We start from the raw sequence: 21,970 nt of genomic DNA, 5'->3' as shown, positions 1-21,970 counted from the left end.
TATACTGATACGCGATGACCGCAAGCAACGACTTTGATCCGGCGCTTGACCAGCCCGAACTGTTTTCGGCGCTGCTGACGCCACATCGCTCGCTGAGCCGCACCGGCTTCCTGGTGCTGATGACGTTTCTGAGCGTCGTCAGCTTTGCCACCGGCATCGCGTTTCTGTTGATGGGCGCCTGGCCAGTGCTCGGCTTTCTCGGGCTCGACGTGCTGGTGATCTACTGGGCATTCCGGGTCAATTTCCGCCGCGCCGCCGCCACCGAGGAAATCACCGTCACGCCATCGGAATTGCGGGTGCGCCGGGTCAGCCACCGCGGCCATGTCGCCGAATGGGTGCTCAATCCGCTCTGGGTGCAGCTCGACCAGAAAGTTCATGCCGAATTCGGCATCGAGCGGCTATACTTGGTCTCCCGCGGCCGCCGCGTCTCGATCGGCAATTTTTTAGGCGCCGACGAAAAAGCCAGTTTTGCCAAGGCTTTATTGGCTGCGCTGCAGACCGCCAAGCGCGGCATCACTTATAACCCGGTCAAGTAAAATGCTTGTCGGGAATCGGGTGGTTCGGACGCCCTGTCCGTCCTACATCGATCAGCATGATGAACCTTGCCATGAATGAGCACCGCCTCGCCAAACCGGGACCCCAGAACGCCGCGTTGCGCGACTACGATTCCGTGCGACGGGCCATTGCATTCATCTCGGAACACTGGCGTGCGCAGCCGACCATCGAGGCGATGGCCGATGCCGCCGCCGTGACGCCGGATGAACTGCACCACCTGTTCCGCCGCTGGGCCGGGCTGACGCCAAAGGCGTTCATGCAGGCGCTGACGCTCGATCACGCAAAAGGCCTGCTGCGCGATTCCGCCAGCGTGCTCGACGCCGCACTCGACTCCGGGCTGTCGGGCCCGAGCCGGCTGCACGATCTGTTCGTCACCCATGAGGCGATGTCGCCGGGCGAATGGAAGAACGGCGGCGCCGGCATGACGCTGCGCTACGGATTCCACCCCTCTCCGTTCGGCACCGCGATCGTGATCGCGAGCGGCCGCGGCCTCGCGGGCCTCGCCTTTGCCGATCCCGGCGAGGAGCAGGCCGCGTTCGCCGACATGAAGCGGCGCTGGGCCAATGCGACCTATGTCGAAGACCGTGACGGCACGTCCGGTCTGGCGCAGCGCATCTTCGACACCCGGATGTGGCGGGCGGACCAGCCGCTCCGCGTGGTGCTGATCGGCACCGATTTCGAGGTGCGGGTGTGGGAGACGCTGCTGAAGATCCCGATGGGCCGCGCGGTCTGCTATTCCGACATCGCCAACAAGATCAAGAACCCGAAGGCCTCACGCGCCGTCGGCGCCGCGGTCGGACGCAATCCGGTCTCGTTCGTGGTGCCCTGCCATCGCGCGCTCGGCAAGGGCGGCGCGCTGACCGGCTATCACTGGGGCATCACCCGCAAACAGGCGATGCTGGGCTGGGAAGCCGGACAGGTCGGAGTGCATTGAAGGCAGCATTTTCGTCGTCATGCCCGGCCTTGTGCCGGGCATCCACGTCCTTACTGCCTCGAAGCAAGAAAGACGTGGATGGCCGGGACAAGCCCGGCCATGACGAAAAATCAATCACTCACCCCGCGAGATCGACTTTCGAAGCCACCGTCGAGTCCGCATTGAGCCGGTAGATCACCGGCGCGCCGGTCGCGAGTTCGCGCTTCAGGATCTGCTCCGGCGTCAGCTTCTCCAGCACCATGATCAGCGCGCGCAACGAGTTGCCGTGGGCGGCGACCAGCGTGCGTTCGCCGCGCAGCACGCCGGGCAGGATTTCCTTGACGTAATAAGGCAGCGTGCGCGCCAGCGTATCCTTCAGGCTCTCGCCGCCGGGCGGCGGCACGTCGTAGGACCGGCGCCAGATCAGCACCTGGTCCTCGCCCCATTTCTTGCGGGCGTCGTCCTTGTTGAGGCCGGAGAGATCGCCGTAGTCGCGTTCGTTGAGCGCAAGGTCGCGGGTAATCGGAAGCCCGGTCTGGCCGATCTCCGTCAGCATCAGGTCCAGCGTGTGCTGCGCGCGCGTCAGCACCGAGGTATAGGTGACGTCGAACGACAGCCCTTGTGCCTTTAATTTGCGGCCGGCTTCCTTGGCCTCGGCGACGCCCTTTTCGGAGAGGTCAGGGTCTTTCCAGCCGGTGAACAGGTTCTTCAAATTCCAGTCGCTCTGGCCGTGACGCACCAGCACAAGTAGGCGATCGCTCATTTCAAAAAAATTCCGTTTTCGATTTCGACGAGTTATCTGAGGTCTAGAAGTCCGTGAGCCCGAGCACGTCGGTCATGGTGTAGAAGCCGGGCTTCTTGCCATGCGCCCAGAGTGCGGCCTTGACCGCGCCTTGCGCGAACATGGTGCGGTCTTCGGCCCGGTGCGTCAGTTCGATGCGCTCCATGGGCCCCGCAAAGATCACGCTGTGATCGCCGGTGACGGTGCCGCCGCGCAGCGAGGCGAAGCCGATATCGCCGGATCGCCGCGCCCCGGTTTGGCCGTCGCGACCGCGCGCCGAATGGGTATGCAGGTCGACGCCACGGCCCGCCGCCGCCGCCTCGCCGAGCAGGAAGGCGGTGCCCGATGGCGCGTCGATCTTGGCCTTGTGGTGCATCTCGACGATCTCGACGTCGAAGCTCTCGTCGAGCGACGCCGCTACCCGCTTGACCAGCGCGGCGAGCAGGTTGACGCCGAGGCTCATATTGCCTGACTGTACGACCACCGCGCGCGACGTCACGCTCTTGATGACAGCCATGTCGGACGCCGAAAGTCCTGTCGTGCCGATGATGTGCACCAGGCCGCGCTCGGCGGCGATCGCGACATTGGCGATGGTGGCGGCGGGCACGGTGAAATCCATGATGGCGTCGGCGTTGGCCGACAGCTTCCACAGGTCCGCCGACAGTTCCACGCCATTGGCCGGAAGCCCGGCGAGCACGCCGGCATCCTTGCCCAGCAAGGCCGAACCCGGCGCTTCCAGCGCGCCGACAACGACGGCGCCCGGAGTCTCTGAAATAACGCGTACCAGCGCGCGGCCCATTCGGCCGCCGGCTCCCGCAACGATCAAACGCATGTCGGCCATGGCTTCACCTCTTCACGCCCTATAGCGGGGCGAGGCCGTTCCGGCAACCAAGGCCCCCGTATTTCAGGGCTGCGGGCCGTCATAGCCCTCGATAATGACCAGATCGGCGATCGAATGCGGCTGCCGGACCTTGATGTTGGCCTGGTATTCGGGCGAGCGATAGCAGGCCATCGCGGCCTCGTAGTCGGGAAACTCGATCACCACGTTGCGCGAACGGCTCTCGCCCTCGGCACCGGTGAATTTGCCGCCACGCACGATGAACCGCCCGCCGAATTTCTGGAAGATGCCCGGGTTTGCCAGCGCGTAGGGTTTGTAGCCTTCGTCATTGTGAACGTCGACGCGTGCGATCCAGTATCCCTTTGCCATTTGTCCGCTCCCTTCTTCTGATCGTTTGTTTTTGATGCGCTTTCTTCGAAAGCGCTATGCCAGCGCCTGCGCGATTTCCGCCTGGATGGCATCCGCTGCAGCCCTGGGATCGGCGGCCCCCGTAATCGGCCGCCCGACCACCAGATAGTCCGCGCCGGCCGCGATCGCCCGCGCCGGCGTCATGATGCGCTTCTGGTCGCCGACATCGGCGCCTGCGGGGCGGATCCCCGGGGTCACTAGGTTCATCTGGTGGCCGACGATCTTGCGCACGCTTGCCGCTTCCTCGGGCGAGCAGACCAGCCCGTCGATGCCGAGCACCTGCGCCTGCTGCGCGCGGGCCTCGACCAGATCGGCGACATTGAGCCGGTAGCCGGCGGCGTGGAGATCGCCGTCGTCGTAGGAGGTCAGCACGGTGACTGCGAGGATCTTCAGACTCGATCCGGCACGTCCCTCGACCGCGGCCTTCATGGTCTGCGGATAGGCGTGCACGGTGAGGAATGTCGCGCCGAGCTTCGCCACGCTCTCGACGCCGCGCGCGACGGTGTTGCCGATATCGTGCAGCTTGAGATCGACGAAGACCTTCTTGCCCGCGCCGCTAAGCCGGCTGACCAGCGGCAACCCGCCGGCATAAGCGAGCTGATAGCCGATCTTGTAGAAGGTCACGCTGTCGCCGAGCCGCGCCACCATCGCTTCGGCCTCGGCAACACCGGGCAGATCGAGCGGCACAATCAGGCGGTCGCGGGGAGCGATCTTGGCGGGCTGCATGTCACCTCACATCATGCGTTGGGAAATGTCGATCAACTGCCGCGCCAGCGCTTTCAGCGCCTCGCTGTCGGCAGCGTGCTTCAGGTGGTCCATCTCGTCATAGGCCTGGTCCGCAAACGACAGCGCGAGCTGGTTCGGAATCACGGTGGCGTGGCAGGCCGTCAAGATCAGCCGCAGCGCTGCCAGCGCGCGGGTGCCGCCAAGCCGCCCGCCCGAGGCTGACGCGATCGCAAACACGCGGCCTTTGAAGACGTCGCCGCGGCTCTCATGCGTGTCCTGCACCCGGCTGAGCCAGTCGATGGTGTTCTTGACCAGCGCCGGCACCGAGGAATTATATTCCGGCGTCACGATCAGCACGCCGTGATGCGCGCCGATCATCCGCTTCAGATTGACCGCGTGCTTCGGCACCCCGGATTTCGCCTGCAGGTCGCCGTCATAGATCGGCAGCGGAAAATCTGACAGCGAGATCCGCGTGACCTCGGCGCCCATCTGCGCGAGTTCATGGGCAGCCACAGCGGCCAGCTTCGCATTGAGCGAGCCTGATCGTAGCGATCCCGGGATCACGAGGATTTTCAGCGCGGACATTTTCAGAAATCGTACTCGGGGGCAGACCCTGCCACGCGAATACGCGGCAGCTTAGCGCTTGCGATACACCCAGACGCGGGCGGGCGGAAGGTTCATCCAGATCCGCTCGGAAGCCTCGGTGGTGACGCCGGGCAGCGATTTCGGAATCGGCGGCGCGACCGAATAGGTGAACTGCACGAACGGCGCGCCCGGCGCCAGCGCCGAAAAGGCGTCGCGGATCAGTTTCAGGCGCATCAGCATCGGTTTGGTGACCAGCGGCAGGCCGGAGACCACCGCGGCGGCCGGCGCATCCAGCGCGCCGCCGAGCGAGGTGCGGAGCGCATAGGCATCGCCCTGCACCACCCTGGCCTGCGGATAGCGATCGCGCAGCAGCGCGCAGAAGCCCGGATTATATTCGACCAGCACCAGCCGCTTTTGATCGATGCCATGCTCGATCAGCGCATTGGTGATCGCACCGGTACCGGGTCCGAGTTCGACAACCGGTCCTGTGGAGTTGACATCGACATACTGCGCCATGGTCCGGGCCAGCACCCGGCTCGACGGCATCACCGCGCCCATGTGAAGCGGCTTCTCGATCCATGAACGGAGGAAGCGAACCTCGTCGTCGAGACGTAGAGGCTTCTTCAACTTCAACGCACGCACGGACGATTGCAAAGGCATGTCGCTACCAGGCGGGACCCGCAACAACGCGGGGGAATGTCAGAAAACAGTCATAAAGACGTATAGGTCGAAGCCGATATGGTCAAGACAAACGGTAACGTGCCGGTTCCGACAAAGCGCCTGCGATTCGGCAATAAAGCCCTGCGCAGCCTGAATTATTCGGCGCGATGGCGACGCCGTGTCATAACTGCCCGTCGCATCGGGACGAAAGCCTACGAGCCGGCGCGGGTGCCGAAGAAGTCCTTGACCTTGGTGAAGAAGCCCGCGGCTTCCGGCTGGGTTGCGCCCGATGACAGTTTTTCGAACTCGGACAGCAATTCCTGCTGCTTCTTGGTCAGATTCTGCGGCGTTTCGACCATGACCTGGACGTACATGTCACCGGTCTGGCGCGATCGCAGTACCGGCATGCCCTTCGAGGCAATGCGGAAACGGCGGCCGGACTGCGTTCCCGGCGGCACTTTGACCTTGGTCTTGCCCTTGTCGATGGTCGGGACCTCGAATTCGCCGCCAAGCGCTGCCGCCACCATCGAGATTGGAACCCGGCAATGCAGGTCGGCGCCGTCGCGCTGGAAGAATTCGTGGGTCGACAGCGACAAGAAAATATAGAGGTCGCCGGGCGGGCCGCCGCGGACGCCGGCCTCGCCTTCGCCGGCGAGGCGGATGCGGGTGCCGTCCTCGACGCCCTGGGGAATGTTGACCGACAGCGTGCGGTCGCGCGTCACCCGTCCTGAGCCTGAGCAGTTGGGGCAGGCATCCTCGATCATCTGGCCGCGTCCCTGGCAGGTCGGGCAGGTCCGCTCCAGCGTGAAGAAGCCCTGGGCCTGGCGTACCCGGCCCTGCCCGCCGCACATCGAACAGGTCTTCGGCTTGGTGCCGGCCTTGGCACCGGTGCCCGAACAGGGCTCGCAGGTGACCGAGACCGGAATCTCGATCTGCGCGGTCTTGCCCTGGAAGGCCTCTTCCAGCGTGATTTCCATGTTGTAGCGCAGGTCGGCGCCGCGCTCGCGGCCGCCACCGCCGCGGCCACCGCGTTGCCCGGCCATGCCGAACAGGTCTTCGAAAATATCCGAAAACGACGAGGCGAAGCCGGCGCCGAATCCGGGCCCGCCGCCGCCCATGCCCTGCTCAAACGCGGCATGGCCATAGCGGTCATAGGCGGCGCGCTTGTCGCCGTCTTTCAGGACCTCGTAGGCTTCGTTGATTTCCTTGAACTTCACTTCGCTCGAGGCATCGCCCGGATTCTTGTCCGGATGCCATTTCATCGCGAGCTTGCGGAAGGCCGCCTTCAACTTGGACTCGTCGGCGGTCCGGTCGACTTCCAGGGTCTCGTAGTAGCAGCGCTTGGTCGTGGACATCAGTCAAACCCGCCTGAAGTTCTTCATGCCGAAGCAACACTCAAAAGAAAGATGCCGCCTTCGGCTTAAAGAAAAATGACCCCCACCCATTGAGACGCAGCTTCGCGCTCTTTGGTGTGGGGGTCATGATCGATAGCCCGCTTATGCCGACTTCTTGTTGTGCTTGTCGTCCTTGTCGTCGTCGACCTCGGTGAACTCCGCGTCGACCACGTCATCCTTGGCGGCGTCCTTGGCCGCGTCGGCCTCGGCCTGCTGCTTGTACATGGCCTCGCCCAGCTTCATCGAAGCCTGCGCCAGCGTGTTGGTCTTGGCCTTGATGGCCTCGGCATCGTCGCCCTTCAGCGCTTCCTTCAGATCGCTGACGGCGTCTTCGATGGCGCGACGCTCGCTCTCCTCGACCTTCGAACCGTGTTCGGCCAGCGCCTTCTCGGTGGAGTGCACCAGCGCGTCGGCATGGTTCTTGGCGTCGACGGCCTCGCGGCGCTTCTTGTCCTCGGCCGCATTGGCCTCGGCGTCCTTGACCATCTTCTGGATGTCGGCGTCGGACAGACCGCCGGATGCCTGAATCCGGATCTGCTGTTCCTTGCCGGTCGCCTTGTCCTTGGCCGAGACGTTGACGATGCCGTTGGCGTCGATGTCGAACGTCACCTCGATCTGCGGCATACCGCGCGGCGACGGCGGAATGCCCATCAGGTCGAACTGACCGAGCACCTTGTTGTCGGCCGCCATTTCGCGCTCGCCCTGGAAGACGCGGATGGTGACGGCGTTCTGGTTGTCCTCGGCGGTCGAGAACACCTGGCTCTTCTTGGTCGGGATCGTGGTGTTGCGATCGATGATGCGGGTGAACACGCCGCCCAGCGTTTCGATGCCGAGCGAGAGCGGGGTCACGTCGAGCAGCAGCACGTCCTTGACGTCGCCCTGCAGCACGCCGGCCTGGATCGCCGCACCGATGGCCACGACTTCATCCGGGTTGACGCCCTTGTGCGGCTCCTTGCCGAACAACTGCTTCACCACTTCCTGGACCTTCGGCATGCGGGTCATGCCGCCGACCAGCACCACTTCGCCGATCTCGGCGGCGGTGAGGCCTGCATCCTTCAGCGCCTTGCGGCACGGCTCGATGGTCTTCTGGATCAGATCGTCGACCAGCGCCTCGAACTTGGAGCGGGTCAGCTTCATCGTCAGATGCTTCGGACCGGTCTGGTCGGCCGTGATGAACGGCAAATTGATTTCGGTCTGCGTGGTCGAGGACAGTTCGATCTTGGCCTTTTCGGCGGCCTCTTTCAGGCGCTGCAAGGCGAGCTTGTCGTTGCGCAGGTTGATGCCCTGCTCCTTCTGGAACTCATCGGCCAGATAGCCGACCAGCCGCATGTCGAAGTCCTCACCACCGAGGAAGGTGTCGCCGTTGGTGGACTTCACCTCGAACACGCCGTCGCCGATTTCCAGAACCGAAACGTCGAAGGTGCCGCCGCCGAGATCGTACACCGCGATGGTGCCGGTCTTCGTCTTGTCGAGACCGTAAGCGAGCGCGGCCGCGGTCGGCTCGTTGATGATGCGCAGCACTTCAAGGCCGGCGATCTTGCCGGCGTCCTTGGTGGCCTGACGCTGGGCGTCGTTGAAATAGGCGGGAACCGTGATGACGGCCTGCTCGACCTTCTGGCCGAGATGGGCTTCGGCGGTCTCTTTCATCTTCTGCAGAATGAAAGCGGAGACCTGCGAGGGCGAATAGGTCTTGCCGTCGGCTTCGACCCAGGCGTCGCCGTTCGATGCCTTGACGATCTTGTAGGGGACGAGCTTCTTGTCCTTCTCGACCATCGGGTCGTCATAGCGGCGGCCGACGAGGCGCTTGACCGCAAAGAAGGTACGCTCGGGATTGGTCACCGCCTGGCGCTTGGCCGGCTGGCCGACGAGGCGCTCGCCATCGTCGGTAAAAGCAACAATCGACGGCGTCGTGCGCATGCCCTCGGCGTTCTCGATGACTTTCGCAGTCTTGCCATCCATTACGGCGACGCACGAATTCGTGGTGCCGAGATCGATCCCAATGACCTTTCCCATGGTCCTCATACCCTTCTTTTTGCGGCAGGTTGGCTGGGCCCTGAGCGGCGCACCTAACCGAACCCCCAACTATCAAATACTCGCGATATTGCGACGGTGAGCCTCATATAGGAGGGGGGGTTGGGCCTGCAAGGACTGAACGCAACCTTGGGGCCTGAAAAGACTGACGTTTGAAAGATTGTGTCAACTCAGGGTGCAGGCAGGTTCAGCCCAAGGCCACGTTAAGAGGTCGGTAATGTTTGCGGCCGCGCCTTGGTCGAACGGACCACGAACAACGGCCGTCAGGCCGCGGCCGGCTTGCTGCCCAGGATCTCCGAGAGTGCCGACAACAGCCGGTCGATCTGCCCATCGCTGCCCACGGTAATGCGCAGATAGTCGGCAATACGCGGCGCCGAAAAATGGCGGACGATCACCGCCCGCTGGCGCAGGGCTGCGGCCAGCGCCGCGCCTGCATGGGCTGGATGACGTGCGAAGACGAAGTTGGCGGAGGACGGCAGCACGTCGAAGCCAAGCCGCACCAGTCCGCGATTCAGCCGTCCCCGGCCTTCGATGACGCGCGCGCGGGCCTGTTGAAAGTAACCCTCGTCTTCCAGCGAGGCGATGGCGCCGGCCTGAACGGGCCGGCCAAGCGGATAGGAATTGAAGCTGTCCTTGACCCGGTTGAGCGCCTCGATCAGGTCGGCATCGCCGATCGCATAGCCGATCCGAAGTCCGGCCAGCGCCCGCGACTTCGACATGGTTTGAACGACCAGAAGATTGGGGTGCGAGGCGACCAGCGGTATAGCGGTTTCGGCGCCGAAATCGACATAGGCCTCGTCGATCACCACGGGAGCGTCCGGATGTTGCGCCAGCAACGTTGCGATCTCGGCCCGCGACAGCGCGATCCCGGTCGGCGCGTTCGGATTGGGCACAATCAGCGCGCCGGCGGGCCTTTGATAATCGGCAATGCGGATGTGCATCTTCTCGTCGAGCGGCACCGCTTCGTAAGCGATCCCGAACAGGCGGCAATAGACCGGGTAGAAACTGTAGGTGATATCCGGGAACAGCAGCGGCGCGTCGTGTTTCAGCAGTGCTGCGAAAGCGTGCGCCAGCACCTCGTCGGAACCGTTGCCGACAAACACCTGTTCGGGTCGCACCTGGTGATACCTGGCCAGCGCCGCCCGCAGCGCATTCGCCTGCGGGTCCGGATACAGGCGTAACGCATCGGTGGCCTCGTTGCGGATCGCTTCCAGCGCGCGCGGCGAAGGACCGATCGGATTTTCATTGGTGTTGAGCTTGACCAGTTCCGTCATGCGCGGCTGTTCGCCGGGTACGTAGGGCGTCAGGCCGTGCGTCAAACTGCTCCAGTAGCGGCTCATCTCTCGGTCCAGATCTCGTTAAGGCGGCCGCGCGGCGGCGGCAGGAAGCGGTGCGCTCCGGGTTCCAGTATGACGGCAAGCGGGCTCATGAGGGAAGAGAAAGCGTCCCTCACCGATCGCGCGGCACAGGCGATAACACACTGAACAAACTATCGAAATCGGAACAATCCGGAACACTGCAAAAACTTTTGCCGGCCGGTCCCTGCCGGGCTGATTTTGCCGCCGCCCGGTCCGTTCATGTTGCCGCCGGGGGCTCGTCGACCCAAACGCCGCTGCCTACGGATCCGCCAGCCCCGGCCCTGTTGCACGGACATCAAAACCGCTAAAAGCAGGCCGACTGAACCGAGGCCGCCACGGCCTTAATGCACCGGCCGACCATTGAACGGCCTCAATGCAAACCCGGTAGATCCTCCATGAAGCCACTTCGATACTTCGCTGCGCTTGCCCTCGTTGTTGCCGCCACCTGTTCCGCGCGCGCGGCGGACCCGGTGTTCGCGCCGGGCGCCAGGGTCGGCCTCACGCCGCTGGTCGGCCTCGTCAAGGCCAAAGCCTTTGTCGGGTTCGAGACCGAGGATCACGGGGTCAAGGTGTTGATGGCGGACCTGCCCGCCGAAGCTTACGGCGAGGTCTCCAATGCCTTCAAGGCGAACCCCGGCGGCACCGGCGGCATCAAGCCGGAGAGCATCGAAACTGCGGCGGGACTGGCCTACTACACGGCGGAAAACGCCAAGGAAGGCGCAACCAATGTGCGGCGCTATTCGATGATCCTGCCCGGCCCGACCTTCTCCGGCTACGTCGCGGTGCAGGTGCCTGAAAATGCCTCGAAGATCTACACCGACGAAGCCGTGCGCCAGATGTTTGCTTCCGCCGTGATCCGCAACGAGGTTCCGGTCGAGGAGCAGATCGGGACGATGCCATTCAACATGAGCGAGCTCAGCAATTTCAAGAATGTCCGCACGCTGGCGCCTGGTGCAGCCATCATTCTCGCCGACAGCGACGAAAAGGCCGGCTTCGAAAGCGCGCCCTTCATGATCATCGGCCTGATCAGCTCCACGGCAGCCTCACCCGACGATCGCGGCCGAATTGCCCAACAGATCGCAACCACCATTCCCGGCGTACGCGACGCCAGGATCACGATGTCCGAACCGGTGCGCATCGACGGCCAGGCCGGCTACGAGACGCGTATCGACGCCATCAGCGGCAAGGACAACACGCCGGTTACGGTCGTGCAGTGGCTGCGGTTCGGCGCCCAATCGTCGCTGCGCATCATCGGCAGTTCGCCGCGCGACGACTGGACCAAGGCGTTTCCGCGCTTCCGCGCCGTCCGTGACGGCATTCAGCCACGCGGCTGATCGGCGTGTCGCCGCGTAAAGCTGCTTTACGCTTTCCCGGCGACCTGATTTGCTGACGCCTGTCTTTGACAGGGAGATGCACCATGTTCGACCGAATATTGGATCGCTGGCAAATTCTCGCAGGGCTAGGCACCATCGCCGGCACGGCCGTAATGGCGACGGTTTTCCCGCGCGCGCTCCAGGCTGCTGCGATCAAGCCTGATGACGCCTCGGCGCTGCTGGTGATCGACGTGCAGAACTGTTTCCTGCCGGGCGGCAGCCTCGCGGTGAAGGACGGCGATCAGGTCGTGCCCGTCATCAACCGCATCGCCAAGGGCTTTGCCAACGTTGTCATGACGCAGGACTGGCACACCGCGGGCCACATCTCGTTCGCCTCATCCCATGCGGGCAAGAAGCCGTTCGAAACCGTCGACCTCCCCTACGGCAAGCAGGTACTGTGGCCCGATCACTGCGTGCAGGGAACCGACGGCGCGTCGCTGTCAAAGGATCTCGCGGTGCCGCAGGCCGCGCTGATCATCCGCAAGGGTTTTCACAAGGACGTCGACAGCTATTCGGCGTTCACCGAGGCCGACGGCAAGACCACGACTGGCCTCGCGGCCTACCTGAAGGCGCGCAAGGTCAAGCGCCTGTTCGTGGCAGGCCTTGCCACCGATTTCTGCGTGGCATGGACCGCACTCGATGCGCGCAAGGCCGGTTTCGAGACCTATGTGGTCGAAGACGCCTGCCGCGGCATCGACGCCCAGGGCTCGCTCGCCAAAGCCTGGGCCGATATGGCCAAGGCCGGCGTCAAGCGCATCCAGTCCGCGGATATCGCGGCTTAGTCTTGCTCGGAGGGAGCGGTGGACGGCGCCGCCTTGGCGCCGCCCTTGGACACGCCGACCAGCGCCGGACGCAGCACGCGCTCGCCGATCATGAAGCCGGCCTGCACCACCTGAACCACCGTCCCCGCCGGAACCGAGGCATCGGGCACCTCGTACATCGCCTGCTGGAAATTCGGGTCGAACTTCTGGCCCGACGGATCGAACTTCTTGACGCCGTTCTTTTCCAGCGTGTTGAGCAGCGAGCGTTCGGTCAGTTCGACGCCTTCGATGAAGGCCTTGATGCCGGGATCGGCGGTCTCCTTGGCCTCGACCGGGATCGCATCGAGCGCGCGCTGCAGATTGTCGGCGATATCGAGAATGTCGCGCGCGAAACCGGTGATGCCGTAGGTTTTGGAATCGGCGACCTCGCGCCGGGTGCGCTGGCGCAGGTTTTCCATCTCCGCCAGCGTGCGCAGCGTCTTGTCGCGCGCATCAGCCAGTTCCTTGGCCAGTTCCTTGGTCAGCGCCTCGACCGACCCTTCCTCGGGATCGTCCGGCATGATGTAGGGTTTCGAGACCACGGGCTCGCCGGTCGGAGCCGCTTTCGCCGCGTCGTCATTCGGCCGGTTAGGATCGGTCATAAGGCTGCCTTCTCAAAAAACGCATCTGGTCGAATGGGGATTTGCTGCCGGGGATATCGTGCTTTAGGCGGCGAAAATCAACCCTAATCGGGGCTGGATCAGCCGCCCAGCATCCGGCTGACGATCCGGGCCGCATAATCCACCGTCGGAATTACCCGGGCATAGTTCAGCCGGGTCGGCCCGATCACACCGAGAACGCCGACGATGCGCCCCGAGGCGTCGCTGTAGGGCGCGATGATGGTGGAGGAACCGGACAGCGAGAACAGCTTGTTCTCCGACCCGATGAAAATCCGCACGCCTTCGGCGCGTTCCGCCCGGCCGAGCAGGTCGATGACGCCGCGCTTGGTCTCGAGATCGTCGAACAGCGATTTGACGCGCTCGAGATCTTCCAGCGCATGCAGGTCTTCCAGCAGATTGGCGTGGCCGCGCACGATCAGTTGCCGGTCCTCGGTTTCACCGCCGGACCAGCTGGCGATGCCGGCCGCGATCACCTTCTGCGTCAGTTGATCGAGTTCGGTGCGGCTCTGCGTCAGCGCGGTTTCAAGTTCCAGCCGCGCTTCGGCGAGCGTTCGCCCACGAATCCGCGAGTTAAGAAAATTGGTCGCCTCCGTCAGTGCCGAAGAGGGAACGCCGGGCGGCAGGGTCAGGACGCGGTTTTCGACCTGGCCGTCCTCGCCGACCAGCACCACCAGCGCGCGTTCCGGCTCCAGCCGCACGAATTCGATATGTTTCAGCCGCGAATTGGATTTGGCGGTCAGCACCACGGCCGCCGCCCGGGTCAGGCCGGACAACCGCGTCAGGGCTTCGCCAAGGGCGGCCTCGACCGACTGCGCGCGGCCGACGGCGGCAAGCTGGGTCTGGATCGACGACCGCTCGGCTTCGGTGAGATCGCCGATCTGCATCAGGGCGTCGACGAAGAACCGCAGGCCAAGTTCGGTCGGAAGCCGGCCAGCCGAGGTATGCGGCGCGTAGATCAGGCCGAGCTGTTCGAGGTCGGACATCACGTTGCGCACCGAGGCCGGCGACAGCGGCACCGCGATCAGGCGCGAGAGGTTGCGCGAGCCGACGGGTTCGCCGGTCGCGAGATAACTCTCGACGATTTGACGAAAAATGTCGCGCGAACGCTCGTTGAGCTGGGCGAGCCCCGCATTCGGCGCGATCAGGCCAATCGGATCGTGGTGGGCCAATATTTACTCCTCCCAGCCCCCCTAATCTGTCCATCCGGGGGGCCAATGACAAGCGCGTAGTATAGCGTTTTCAAGCGAAGTGGCCGCCGGTTCGCGTGAAAAAAACGCGTCAAACCAAAAAGATAGAGCCTCGGTTCTGATTCCTGGGAATCGAGGCTCTATGGCCGGAAACAGGGGCAAAAAGCCTTGCCGCTGCGCGCGCCCCCTCCTACAAGCACCGCAACCGAGATTTGCCTGATTTTCGAAAGGATTCCCCCATGCGGCCAAGCCGCCGTGCGCCCGATGAGCTGCGTCCCGTGTCGCTGGAACGCGGCGTGGTCAAATATGCCGAAGGTTCCTGCATGGTGAAATTCGGCGACACCCATGTGCTGGTCACCGCGACGCTGGAAGAGCGGCTGCCGCCCTGGCTGAAGGGTCAGGGCCGCGGCTGGGTCACGGCCGAATACGGCATGCTGCCGCGCGCCACCCTGGAACGCACCCGCCGCGAGGCCGCCGCCGGTAAACAAGGCGGCCGCACTGTCGAAATTCAGCGCCTGATCGGCCGCTCGCTGCGCGCCGCGGTCGACCTCGAAGCGCTCGGCGAGCGCCAGATCACCGTCGATTGCGACGTCATCCAGGCCGACGGCGGCACCCGCACCGCCTCGATTACCGGCGCCTGGGTGGCGCTGGCCGACTGCATCGCCTGGATGAAGAACCGCAACATGATCAAGGCCAACAACGTGCTGCGCGACAATGTCGCGGCGATCTCCTGCGGCATCTATCAGGGCACCCCGGTACTCGATCTCGACTATGCCGAGGACTCCGAGGCCGATACCGACGCCAATTTCGTCATGACCGGCGACGGCCGCATCATCGAGGTGCAGGGCACCGCCGAGAAGACGCCGTTCTCGCAGGACGAGTTCCTGGCGCTGATGGAACTGGCGCGCAAGGGTGTCGCGCGTCTGGTGGACTTGCAGAAACTGGCCGTCGCGTAGTCTGATTGATCATGCACCGTCGAATCACCGACCGGCTCGTGATCGCAACCCATAATCCCGGCAAGCTCGCCGAGATGCGGGAATTGCTGTCACCGCATGGCGTCGAGGCGATTTCCGCGGGCGAGCTCGGGCTCGGCGAGCCCGAAGAGACCGGCGACACCTTTCGCGCCAACGCCGCGATCAAGGCGATCGCGGCGGCGAAGGCCTCGGGGCTTCCTTCCTTCGCCGACGATTCCGGTCTCGTGGTCGAGGCGCTCGACGGCGCGCCCGGGATCTACTCGGCGCGCTGGGCCGGCGAGACCAAGGATTTCACCGCCGCGATGACGCGGATCGAACGCCTGCTGCAGGAGCGCGGCGCCACCACGTCAGACAAGCGAAGAGCGCATTTCGTCTCGGCATTGTGCGTGGCCTGGCCCGACGATCATCTCGAAGAAGTCGAGGCGCGCGCCGACGGAATTCTGGTGTGGCCACCGCGCGGCACGGCCGGCTTCGGCTACGATCCGGCGTTCCAGCCCGATGGACATACCCGCACCTTCGGCGAGATGACCTCGATCGAGAAGCACGGCCTGCCACCGCTCGGCCTCGGCCTGTCGCACCGCGCCCGCGCTTTCGTCAAACTGGCGGAGATCTGCCTTGACTGACGGCAACCGGCAAGCATTCGGCGTTTACGTGCACTGGCCGTTCTGCCTGTCGAAATGCCCGTATTGCGATTTCAACAGCCATGTCCGCCACGCCCCGATCGACGAAGCGCGCTTTGCCAGCGCCTTTGCGCGCGAGATCGAAACCACCGCCGCGCGGGTGCCGGGGCGCACGGTGTCGTCGATCTTTCTCGGCGGCGGCACGCCGTCGCTGATGCAGCCGCAGACGGTCGGCGCCATTCTCGATGCGATCGGAAAACACTGGCAGGTCGCGCCCGACGTCGAAGTGACGCTCGAGGCCAATCCGACCAGCGTGGAGGCGACACGGTTTCGCGGCTATCGCACCGCCGGCGTCAACCGCGTCTCGCTCGGCGTGCAGGCGCTGGATGATGCGTCATTGAAAGCCTTGGGCCGGCTGCATACGGCGCGCGAAGCGCTGGATGCGGTCGCGATCGCGCGCACCGCATTCGACCGCTACTCGTTCGATTTGATCTACGCCCGCCCCGACCAGACCCCGCAGATGTGGGCCGCCGAATTGAAGCTGGCGATTTCGGAAGCCGCCGAACATCTGTCGCTGTACCAGCTCACGATCGAGGAAGGCACGCCATTCTTCGGCCTGCACGCCGCTGGCAAATTGAAGACGCCGGATGAAGCGGTTTCGCGCGCGCTGTATGACGTGACGCAGGAGGTCTGCGCGGCGCACGGTCTGCCTTCGTACGAGATTTCCAACCACGCCCGGACGGGCGCCGAGTGCAAGCACAACCTGGTCTACTGGCGCGGCGAGGAATATGCCGGCGTCGGTCCCGGCGCCCACGGCCGCCTCGACATCAACGGTGTCAGGCACGCCATCGCGACCGAAAAGCGTCCCGAGGCGTGGCTGATGCGCGTCGAGGCCAACGGCCACGGCGTCACGACCGACGATCTCCTCAACAGCGAGGAGCGCGCCGACGAATTTTTGCTGATGGGATTGCGGCTCGCCGAGGGCATTGATCCCAAGCGCTACGCGGCGCTGTCCGGCCGCACGCTCGATCCAGGACGCATTGCCATCCTGCGCGACGAAGGCGCCATCATTGTCGACGCCGACGGCCGCCTGCGCGTGACGCAGTCCGGATTTCCGGTGCTGGATGCGGTGGTCGCGGATTTGGCTGCGTAGATTTTTTACGCCCCAAAACTCTTCGGCGAGCCCGCAACCGCGACGCCGCCGCCGGTCGCGACCTTCATCACCGCAAGGCCGCGTTCGTTGGTGCCGTCGGAGCGGAATCGAAACAGCCCGTCGATCCCTGCGAAACCCGACGCGTTGGTCAGCGTTTCCGGCGCGAAGCGTTGCGCGCCCTGGGTGCGCGCCAAGGCCGCGACCAGCGCCACCGCGTCGTACGCCAGGGTTGCGGTGCGCACCGGCTCGCCGCCGTATTTGCTGCGGTAGCGGCCGGCGAAACTGCGAAAGCCCGACGGATCCGGCGCGGCATAAAGCCCGCCCTGAAGTGCGGGGCTGGCGAACACGCGCGGATTGTCCCACAGCCCGGTGCCGAGCAACTGGATGTTGCGCAAGTTCGCGCCCGCCGCCGTCAGCGCATCCGCGGTCGCCACCACGGAATCGCCGTCGTCGGCGATCATCAGCGCATCGGCCGAGCCGAGTGCCGCCGCCACCGTCCGCACCGCGGCCGAACGATCGCCGGTGTATTTCTCGAACGCAATGACGCGCCCGCCCTTGCGGCCGACCGCCTGCTTGAAGGCGGCTTCCACCACATTGCCATAGGCGTTGTCAGGCACCAGCGCCGCGAACGAGCGCTTGCCGGTGCCGGCGGCGTAATCGATGATCCGGTTGACGTCGGACTCGGGCAGAAAACTCAGCAGATAGACACCGCGACCGGCCACGCTGGAATCGGTCGAGAACGCAATGACCGACGTGCCGCGCGTGCGCGTCAATTGCGCGGTCGCGGGAACCGAGGCCGCGAACAGCGGACCCAGAATGATTTCGGCGCCCTCGCCGAGCGCCTGCTGGGTGCCTTGCTGCGCGCCTTGCGGACTGCCGCCGTCATCCTTGATCAGGAGCTGGACGTTCGGGTTCTGAAATTCGGCCAGCGCCATCTCGGCCGCGTTCTTCATCGATTGCGCTGCGACGCCGGCATTGCCCGCCGCCGACAGCGGCAGGATCAGGCCGACCTTGACCTGGCCGTTGCCGACCGACAGCGGCTGCTGCTGCGGGCCGGCCGGACCGGCGTCCGGCTGCGACGAGCTGAACGGATTGGAAAACTGGCTGAGCGATTGCTGTACGCCGGCGCAGGCGCCGAGCAGCGGCGCGCCGAGAATAAGGCCGACCGCCGTCCGCCGTGTCGCGCCTGACGGCTTGGGATCGGAAGGCTTGGGATCCGAAGATCCAGGCTTGCGATTGAGCGGCCCTACCATCGTGTCTCTTCTCTTGACCGACCAGGATCGGCCAGGAAACCACCCTGAAGTCAGAGGTGGATTCAGCCATATTGTCGGCGAATGGTTAACTAAAATAAAAGGATTATGGTCCCACGGCAGCGTTGCCGGTTGCAGGAACCTGCCCTCCTCCCTCTTTCCGTAGCCTCGACTTAGCCCTTCCGGACGCACCGCGCTGTGGCGCCGAAGCTACTACCGCCCCTGAACGTTCGCCCCCATGATATGGGAGCTGCCGCTCATCTTTCTAGTTTCGACGCGTTTTCTTGACGCGAACCGGTATCCACTTCGCTCGAAAACGCTCTAGGATTGGTATTATGCGCGCAAAAACCAGCTCCAACTACGAGACTGAAGGCGAACCGGGTTCGCCTTCCAGAACATATTCGGTCAGCGGCCATGTCCTGAACGCGCCAAAGCCGGTTCCCGGCCTCTATCTGGTGGCCACCCCGATCGGCCATCTCGGCGATATCACGCTGCGCGCGCTGGAGACGCTGGCCGGCGTCGACATCATCGCCTGCGAGGACACCCGCATCACCCGCCGCCTGACCGAGCGCTATGCGATCTCGGCGCAGCTCAAGCCCTATCACGAGCACAATGCCGCACTGGCGCGGCCAAAAATCCTGGAAAAGCTGGCGCAGGGCGCCGCGATCGCCCTGGTGTCGGACGCCGGCACGCCCTTGATATCGGATCCCGGCTTCAAGCTGGTGCGCGAAGTCTGCGCCGCCGGCCACGCCGTGATCGCGGTGCCCGGCGCGTCGTCGGTGCTGACGGCGCTCTGCGTCGCGGCCCTGCCCACCGACCGGTTTTACTTCGAGGGTTTCTTGCCGCCCAAGCAGGGCGCGCGGCGCGCGCGGCTCGCCGAGCTTTCCAAGATCGACGCCACGCTGGTCATGTTCGATTCCGGCAACCGGGTGCAGGACACGCTGGCGGATTTGGCCGACATCATGGGCGATCGCGACGCCGCGATCTGCCGCGAGCTGACGAAAATGCACGAGCAAATTACCCGCGCGCCGATCGCGGAATTGGCGAAGGCCGCCGATACGCTGGAGACGCGCGGCGAATTCGTGCTGGTGGTGGCACCTCCGCGTCCGGACTCGCTCATCATGACGGATGATGCCCTCGACGGCCTGTTGCGATCGCAGCTTATGCGCGACAGCGTCAAGGACAGCGTCGCGCATGCGGTCGAATTATCCGGCCGGCCGCGCCGCGAGGTCTATGCCCGCGCGCTGGAGCTCGCCAAAGAGGTTCGAGGCGGCGATGGCGAAGACTGACGGCGCCGAGCCCGCCGAAGCCAAGCCCGCCTCGCCGGCCCGGGTCGCGGCCTTCCGCACTGGATTGTCCGCCGAGAGCCGCGCCGCCGCGCTGCTGATGGCCAAGGGCTACCGCATTTTGGCAAAGCGCTTCAAAACGCCCCATGGCGAGATCGACCTGGTAGCGAAGAAGCGCAATCTGCTGGTTTTCGTCGAGGTCAAGGCCCGCGCCCGCCTTGACGATGCCGCCTATGCGGTGACGCCGCGCCAGCAGGCCCGCATCATCGACGCCGCGCAGGGGTGGCTGATGGTGCATCCCGAGCATGCGGAATTCGACCTGCGATTTGACGCCATCCTGATTGCGCCGCGGCACCTGCCGCGCCATCTGTTAGCGGCGTTCGACGCCAGCCGTTAGTTTTCTGACGCGTTTCCTTAACGCGAACCGGTACCCACTTCGCTTGAAAACGCTATAGAAACTTAATTCCCTCCAGAGACCCGGACCCCCACATGAAATTGAATGTCGCCGTCCAGATGGACCCCATCGCGCGTATCAACATCCGCGGCGATTCGACCTTTGCGCTATTGCTGGAAGCGCAAAAGCGCGGCCACGGCCTTTCCTATTACACCCCGGACAAGCTCTCGCTGCGCGGCGAGGAACTGGTGGCGCCGGTGCAGGTGCTGAGCGTGCGCGACGAGGCCGGCGATCATTTCACGCTCGGCGAGCCGAAGCGCACGCCGCTTACCGCCTTCGACGTGGTGCTGCTGCGCCAGGACCCGCCGTTCGACCTCGCCTACATCACCTCGACGCATTTCCTCGAGCGCATCCACCCCAAGACGCTGGTCGTGAACAACCCGGCCTCGGTGCGCAACGCGCCGGAAAAGATCATGGTGATGAACTTTCCCCAGCTGATGCCGCCGACGTTGATCTCGCGCGATCTCGACGAAATCAATTCGTTCCGCGACGAGCACGGCGCCGTCGTCATGAAACCGTTGCACGGCCATGGCGGCGCCGCGGTATTTCGCGTGATGCCGCAGGACATGAATTTCGGCTCGCTGTTCGACATGTTCTCGGTCACCTTCCGCGAGCCCTGGGTGATCCAGCGCTTCCTCCCCGAAGTGAAGCATGGCGACAAGCGCATCATTCTGGTCGACGGCGAATTCGCCGGCGCCGTCAACCGCGTGCCGGCCCCCGACGACCTGCGCTCCAACATGGTTCGCGGCGGTGCCGCCCACGCCACCGACCTCTCCGACCGCGAGCGCGAGATCTGCGCGACCGTAGGCCCCGTGCTGCGTGAACTCGGGTTGCTGTTCGTCGGCATCGACGTGATCGACGGCAACCTCACCGAGATCAACGTCACCTCGCCCACCGGCATCCGCGCGATCCAGCGGCTCAACGGCCCGGACGTAGCCGCAATGATCTGGGATACCATCGAGAAGAAGCGCGCCGGGAAATAATTTCCGGCAGCGCTGCCGGCAGCAGTCCGCCGGATCCCGGGGCATCGCCATGCGATCCCATGTTCCACCATCATACGGCCATTCTTTGGACAAGACTGGACGGAGCGCCGGCGGATAGTCGACCGGCGGCCTTCGGATGACATTGGACGGAAAAAGGGAAACGCCAATGAACCCCACTCCGACGCCGAAAGAAACCGAACCTGCCCCAATCGGGCGCGCCGATAAACGACTCGCGCACGCCCACGAACAGATCACGTGCGCGGGCGAACAGCTCACGCGCCTAAGTGAACAGCTTGCAAAAATGGAACGCGATGCTGCGCGCCCGCCTTCGGCGGGACCCGGCCAGCAATCACCACCCACGCAATCGTCACCTGGAAGGCCGTTGCTCCGGACCCTCGCAGCCTTGCCCTTGGCGGCGTGCATCATTGTCGGCGCCCTGGTTTTGCAGTCGTCCTATGGCGACGGGGCCAAACTGGTTGTCGCCCGTTGGGCGCCGCAGCTCGTTTCAACTCCAGCATTGCCGCCGGAAGATCCACCGCTTCCCGCGCAGCCCGCGCCATCTACCGTTCAAGTGGCCGCGGCGGAGCCGGCATCACCACAGGCAACATCACCGCAAGCAACATCCCTGGCTCAGGCCGCACCGCAAGACACCGCGCCGACAGCCGCCGCGGCGTCTCCAGATCAGGCACAGTTGCTGCAAACGATTGTGCGCGATCTCGCGACGTTGGAGCGGAACATCGAACAGCTCAGGGCGAACCAACAACAAATGGTCAGCGACAATTCAAAAGCCATTGCGGAGCTCAAGGCGAGCCAGGAAGAAATGAAGCGCGTGCTCGCGAAGGTTTCGGAGCAGACTCTGCCCAAGGCGTCACCGCCTCCGGCGCAGCCGGCTCCGGCCTTGCGCCGGCCCGAGCGGACGTATCAGCCACCGCAAGCGAGGGCCCGACCTCGATATTACCCGAGGGAGTGGATGTACGACGATTGGTAGCCGCCGGCGCCGTGATCATCGACATCTTCTCCT

The 21,970-nt window shown here is 64.5% G+C and carries 23 protein-coding genes; 11 read left to right on the top strand and 12 right to left on the bottom strand.

Features of this window, described 5'->3' with window-relative positions; all coding sequences use genetic code 11:
* The first annotated feature begins 14 nt into the window (after positions 1 to 14).
* Positions 15 to 536, top strand: a complete 522-nt coding sequence (locus tag BLR13_RS18010; protein ID WP_074821027.1) for a DUF2244 domain-containing protein — start codon at positions 15 to 17, stop codon at positions 534 to 536.
* 56 nt (positions 537 to 592) lie between these two features.
* Entirely contained in the window at positions 593 to 1,489 is an 897-nt protein-coding gene (locus BLR13_RS18005; protein ID WP_074821029.1) for a methylated-DNA--[protein]-cysteine S-methyltransferase, read from the top strand.
* Positions 1,490 to 1,607: 118 nt separating this feature from the next.
* Here BLR13_RS18005 and BLR13_RS18000 read toward each other — a convergent pair whose 3' ends face one another.
* The 9 genes from BLR13_RS18000 to hisC all read right to left on the bottom strand — a co-directional run bounded on the left by BLR13_RS18000 (position 1,608) and on the right by hisC (position 10,231).
* Positions 1,608 to 2,231: a 2,3-bisphosphoglycerate-dependent phosphoglycerate mutase gene (locus BLR13_RS18000; RefSeq protein WP_074821031.1), complete on the bottom strand. Its 624-nt coding sequence runs from the start codon at positions 2,229 to 2,231 to the stop codon at positions 1,608 to 1,610.
* Between the two features lie 43 nt (positions 2,232 to 2,274).
* Positions 2,275 to 3,090 carry a 4-hydroxy-tetrahydrodipicolinate reductase gene (gene dapB, locus BLR13_RS17995; protein ID WP_074821033.1) on the bottom strand — a complete coding sequence of 272 codons (816 nt, stop codon included), beginning with the start codon at positions 3,088 to 3,090 and terminating at the stop codon, positions 2,275 to 2,277.
* Between the two features lie 63 nt (positions 3,091 to 3,153).
* Positions 3,154 to 3,456 (bottom strand): DUF1330 domain-containing protein, encoded by a 303-nt coding sequence (locus BLR13_RS17990; RefSeq protein ID WP_074821036.1) that lies wholly within the window; start codon positions 3,454 to 3,456, stop codon positions 3,154 to 3,156.
* A gap of 54 nt (positions 3,457 to 3,510) precedes the next feature.
* Positions 3,511 to 4,221 carry an orotidine-5'-phosphate decarboxylase gene (pyrF, locus tag BLR13_RS17985; RefSeq protein WP_074821041.1) on the bottom strand — a complete coding sequence of 237 codons (711 nt, stop codon included), beginning with the start codon at positions 4,219 to 4,221 and terminating at the stop codon, positions 3,511 to 3,513.
* A gap of 6 nt (positions 4,222 to 4,227) precedes the next feature.
* The gene (locus BLR13_RS17980; RefSeq protein ID WP_074821044.1) at positions 4,228 to 4,806 is read right to left on the bottom strand and encodes an NADPH-dependent FMN reductase; all 579 of its coding nucleotides are present in this window, start codon (positions 4,804 to 4,806) and stop codon (positions 4,228 to 4,230) included.
* A gap of 51 nt (positions 4,807 to 4,857) precedes the next feature.
* Positions 4,858 to 5,466 (bottom strand): class I SAM-dependent methyltransferase, encoded by a 609-nt coding sequence (locus tag BLR13_RS17975; protein ID WP_074821047.1) that lies wholly within the window; start codon positions 5,464 to 5,466, stop codon positions 4,858 to 4,860.
* Positions 5,467 to 5,678: 212 nt separating this feature from the next.
* Complete coding sequence (gene dnaJ / locus BLR13_RS17970) at positions 5,679 to 6,821, bottom strand: molecular chaperone DnaJ (RefSeq protein WP_074821050.1); 1,143 nt, start codon at positions 6,819 to 6,821, stop codon at positions 5,679 to 5,681.
* A 141-nt stretch (positions 6,822 to 6,962) separates the two neighbouring features.
* Positions 6,963 to 8,873 (bottom strand): molecular chaperone DnaK, encoded by a 1,911-nt coding sequence (gene dnaK, locus BLR13_RS17965; protein ID WP_074821053.1) that lies wholly within the window; start codon positions 8,871 to 8,873, stop codon positions 6,963 to 6,965.
* 281 nt (positions 8,874 to 9,154) lie between these two features.
* Positions 9,155 to 10,231, bottom strand: coding sequence for a histidinol-phosphate transaminase (gene hisC / locus BLR13_RS17960; RefSeq protein WP_074821055.1), 1,077 nt, complete (start codon positions 10,229 to 10,231; stop codon positions 9,155 to 9,157).
* Between the two features lie 413 nt (positions 10,232 to 10,644).
* Between hisC and BLR13_RS17955 the strand changes: the two genes are divergently transcribed.
* Both BLR13_RS17955 and pncA read left to right on the top strand, forming a co-directional pair.
* Positions 10,645 to 11,583 (top strand): hypothetical protein, encoded by a 939-nt coding sequence (locus BLR13_RS17955; protein WP_074821057.1) that lies wholly within the window; start codon positions 10,645 to 10,647, stop codon positions 11,581 to 11,583.
* 95 nt (positions 11,584 to 11,678) lie between these two features.
* On the top strand, positions 11,679 to 12,404 hold the full coding sequence (pncA, locus tag BLR13_RS17950; RefSeq protein ID WP_091977530.1) for a bifunctional nicotinamidase/pyrazinamidase: 726 nt from the start codon (positions 11,679 to 11,681) through the stop codon (positions 12,402 to 12,404).
* Here pncA and grpE read toward each other — a convergent pair.
* Both grpE and hrcA read right to left on the bottom strand, forming a co-directional pair.
* Positions 12,401 to 13,024, bottom strand: coding sequence for a nucleotide exchange factor GrpE (gene grpE / locus BLR13_RS17945; protein ID WP_074821062.1), 624 nt, complete (start codon positions 13,022 to 13,024; stop codon positions 12,401 to 12,403). The two genes, pncA and grpE, sit on opposite strands and share 4 nt — an antisense overlap.
* Before the next feature lie 98 nt (positions 13,025 to 13,122).
* Positions 13,123 to 14,211 carry a heat-inducible transcriptional repressor HrcA gene (gene hrcA, locus BLR13_RS17940; RefSeq protein ID WP_074821065.1) on the bottom strand — a complete coding sequence of 363 codons (1,089 nt, stop codon included), beginning with the start codon at positions 14,209 to 14,211 and terminating at the stop codon, positions 13,123 to 13,125.
* 257 nt (positions 14,212 to 14,468) lie between these two features.
* Here hrcA and rph point away from each other — a divergent pair, with 257 nt between their 5' ends.
* Genes rph through hemW form a run of 3 tightly spaced genes read left to right on the top strand, consistent with a single transcriptional unit; the run spans position 14,469 to position 16,976 of the window.
* The gene (rph, locus tag BLR13_RS17935) at positions 14,469 to 15,185 is read left to right on the top strand and encodes a ribonuclease PH (RefSeq protein WP_074821068.1); all 717 of its coding nucleotides are present in this window, start codon (positions 14,469 to 14,471) and stop codon (positions 15,183 to 15,185) included.
* Positions 15,186 to 15,196: 11 nt separating this feature from the next.
* Complete coding sequence (gene rdgB, locus BLR13_RS17930; protein WP_074831385.1) at positions 15,197 to 15,826, top strand: RdgB/HAM1 family non-canonical purine NTP pyrophosphatase; 630 nt, start codon at positions 15,197 to 15,199, stop codon at positions 15,824 to 15,826.
* Positions 15,819 to 16,976, top strand: coding sequence for a radical SAM family heme chaperone HemW (hemW, locus tag BLR13_RS17925; protein ID WP_074821072.1), 1,158 nt, complete (start codon positions 15,819 to 15,821; stop codon positions 16,974 to 16,976). The genes rdgB and hemW overlap by 8 nt, the downstream gene beginning before the upstream one ends.
* Positions 16,977 to 16,981: 5 nt before the next feature.
* On the opposite strand, the gene BLR13_RS17920 is transcribed toward hemW, so the two are convergent.
* A complete protein-coding gene (locus BLR13_RS17920; RefSeq protein WP_074821075.1) occupies positions 16,982 to 18,229 on the bottom strand; it encodes a penicillin-binding protein activator in 1,248 nt (415 codons plus the stop codon).
* Between the two features lie 332 nt (positions 18,230 to 18,561).
* On the opposite strand from BLR13_RS17920, the gene rsmI reads away from it, so the two are divergent.
* From rsmI to BLR13_RS17900, 4 genes are all read left to right on the top strand, one after another.
* On the top strand, positions 18,562 to 19,515 hold the full coding sequence (rsmI, locus tag BLR13_RS17915) for a 16S rRNA (cytidine(1402)-2'-O)-methyltransferase (RefSeq protein WP_074821077.1): 954 nt from the start codon (positions 18,562 to 18,564) through the stop codon (positions 19,513 to 19,515).
* Positions 19,502 to 19,909: a YraN family protein gene (locus BLR13_RS17910; protein ID WP_074821079.1), complete on the top strand. Its 408-nt coding sequence runs from the start codon at positions 19,502 to 19,504 to the stop codon at positions 19,907 to 19,909. The genes rsmI and BLR13_RS17910 overlap by 14 nt, the downstream gene beginning before the upstream one ends.
* Before the next feature lie 92 nt (positions 19,910 to 20,001).
* The gene (gene gshB, locus BLR13_RS17905) at positions 20,002 to 20,949 is read left to right on the top strand and encodes a glutathione synthase (protein WP_074821082.1); all 948 of its coding nucleotides are present in this window, start codon (positions 20,002 to 20,004) and stop codon (positions 20,947 to 20,949) included.
* Positions 20,950 to 21,115: 166 nt separating this feature from the next.
* Positions 21,116 to 21,937, top strand: coding sequence for a hypothetical protein (locus BLR13_RS17900; protein ID WP_143039718.1), 822 nt, complete (start codon positions 21,116 to 21,118; stop codon positions 21,935 to 21,937).
* Positions 21,938 to 21,970: the final 33 nt, after the last annotated feature.

It is taken from the genome of Bradyrhizobium ottawaense (genome assembly GCF_900099825.1).
GTDB lineage: Bacteria > Pseudomonadota > Alphaproteobacteria > Rhizobiales > Xanthobacteraceae > Bradyrhizobium > Bradyrhizobium ottawaense_A.
Note: the sequence above shows the minus strand (reverse complement) of the source record. Positions and strands in the feature narration are given on the sequence as shown.

Bases quoted from the DNA above. Each gene is read 5' to 3' on its own strand.
- BLR13_RS18010 (WP_074821027.1), top strand. From the start codon at position 15: ATGACCGCAAGCAACGACTTTGATCCGGCGCTTGACCAGCCCGAACTG.
- BLR13_RS18005 (WP_074821029.1), top strand. From the start codon at position 593: ATGATGAACCTTGCCATGAATGAGCACCGCCTCGCCAAACCGGGACCC.
- BLR13_RS18000 (WP_074821031.1), bottom strand. From the start codon at position 2,231: ATGAGCGATCGCCTACTTGTGCTGGTGCGTCACGGCCAGAGCGACTGG.
- dapB (WP_074821033.1), bottom strand. From the start codon at position 3,090: ATGGCCGACATGCGTTTGATCGTTGCGGGAGCCGGCGGCCGAATGGGC.
- BLR13_RS17990 (WP_074821036.1), bottom strand. From the start codon at position 3,456: ATGGCAAAGGGATACTGGATCGCACGCGTCGACGTTCACAATGACGAA.
- pyrF (WP_074821041.1), bottom strand. From the start codon at position 4,221: ATGCAGCCCGCCAAGATCGCTCCCCGCGACCGCCTGATTGTGCCGCTC.
- BLR13_RS17980 (WP_074821044.1), bottom strand. From the start codon at position 4,806: ATGTCCGCGCTGAAAATCCTCGTGATCCCGGGATCGCTACGATCAGGC.
- BLR13_RS17975 (WP_074821047.1), bottom strand. From the start codon at position 5,466: ATGCCTTTGCAATCGTCCGTGCGTGCGTTGAAGTTGAAGAAGCCTCTA.
- dnaJ (WP_074821050.1), bottom strand. From the start codon at position 6,821: ATGTCCACGACCAAGCGCTGCTACTACGAGACCCTGGAAGTCGACCGG.
- dnaK (WP_074821053.1), bottom strand. From the start codon at position 8,873: ATGGGAAAGGTCATTGGGATCGATCTCGGCACCACGAATTCGTGCGTC.
- hisC (WP_074821055.1), bottom strand. From the start codon at position 10,231: ATGAGCCGCTACTGGAGCAGTTTGACGCACGGCCTGACGCCCTACGTA.
- BLR13_RS17955 (WP_074821057.1), top strand. From the start codon at position 10,645: ATGAAGCCACTTCGATACTTCGCTGCGCTTGCCCTCGTTGTTGCCGCC.
- grpE (WP_074821062.1), bottom strand. From the start codon at position 13,024: ATGACCGATCCTAACCGGCCGAATGACGACGCGGCGAAAGCGGCTCCG.
- rph (WP_074821068.1), top strand. From the start codon at position 14,469: ATGCGGCCAAGCCGCCGTGCGCCCGATGAGCTGCGTCCCGTGTCGCTG.
- rdgB (WP_074831385.1), top strand. From the start codon at position 15,197: ATGCACCGTCGAATCACCGACCGGCTCGTGATCGCAACCCATAATCCC.
- BLR13_RS17920 (WP_074821075.1), bottom strand. From the start codon at position 18,229: ATGGTAGGGCCGCTCAATCGCAAGCCTGGATCTTCGGATCCCAAGCCT.
- rsmI (WP_074821077.1), top strand. From the start codon at position 18,562: ATGCGCGCAAAAACCAGCTCCAACTACGAGACTGAAGGCGAACCGGGT.
- BLR13_RS17910 (WP_074821079.1), top strand. From the start codon at position 19,502: ATGGCGAAGACTGACGGCGCCGAGCCCGCCGAAGCCAAGCCCGCCTCG.
- gshB (WP_074821082.1), top strand. From the start codon at position 20,002: ATGAAATTGAATGTCGCCGTCCAGATGGACCCCATCGCGCGTATCAAC.
- BLR13_RS17900 (WP_143039718.1), top strand. From the start codon at position 21,116: ATGAACCCCACTCCGACGCCGAAAGAAACCGAACCTGCCCCAATCGGG.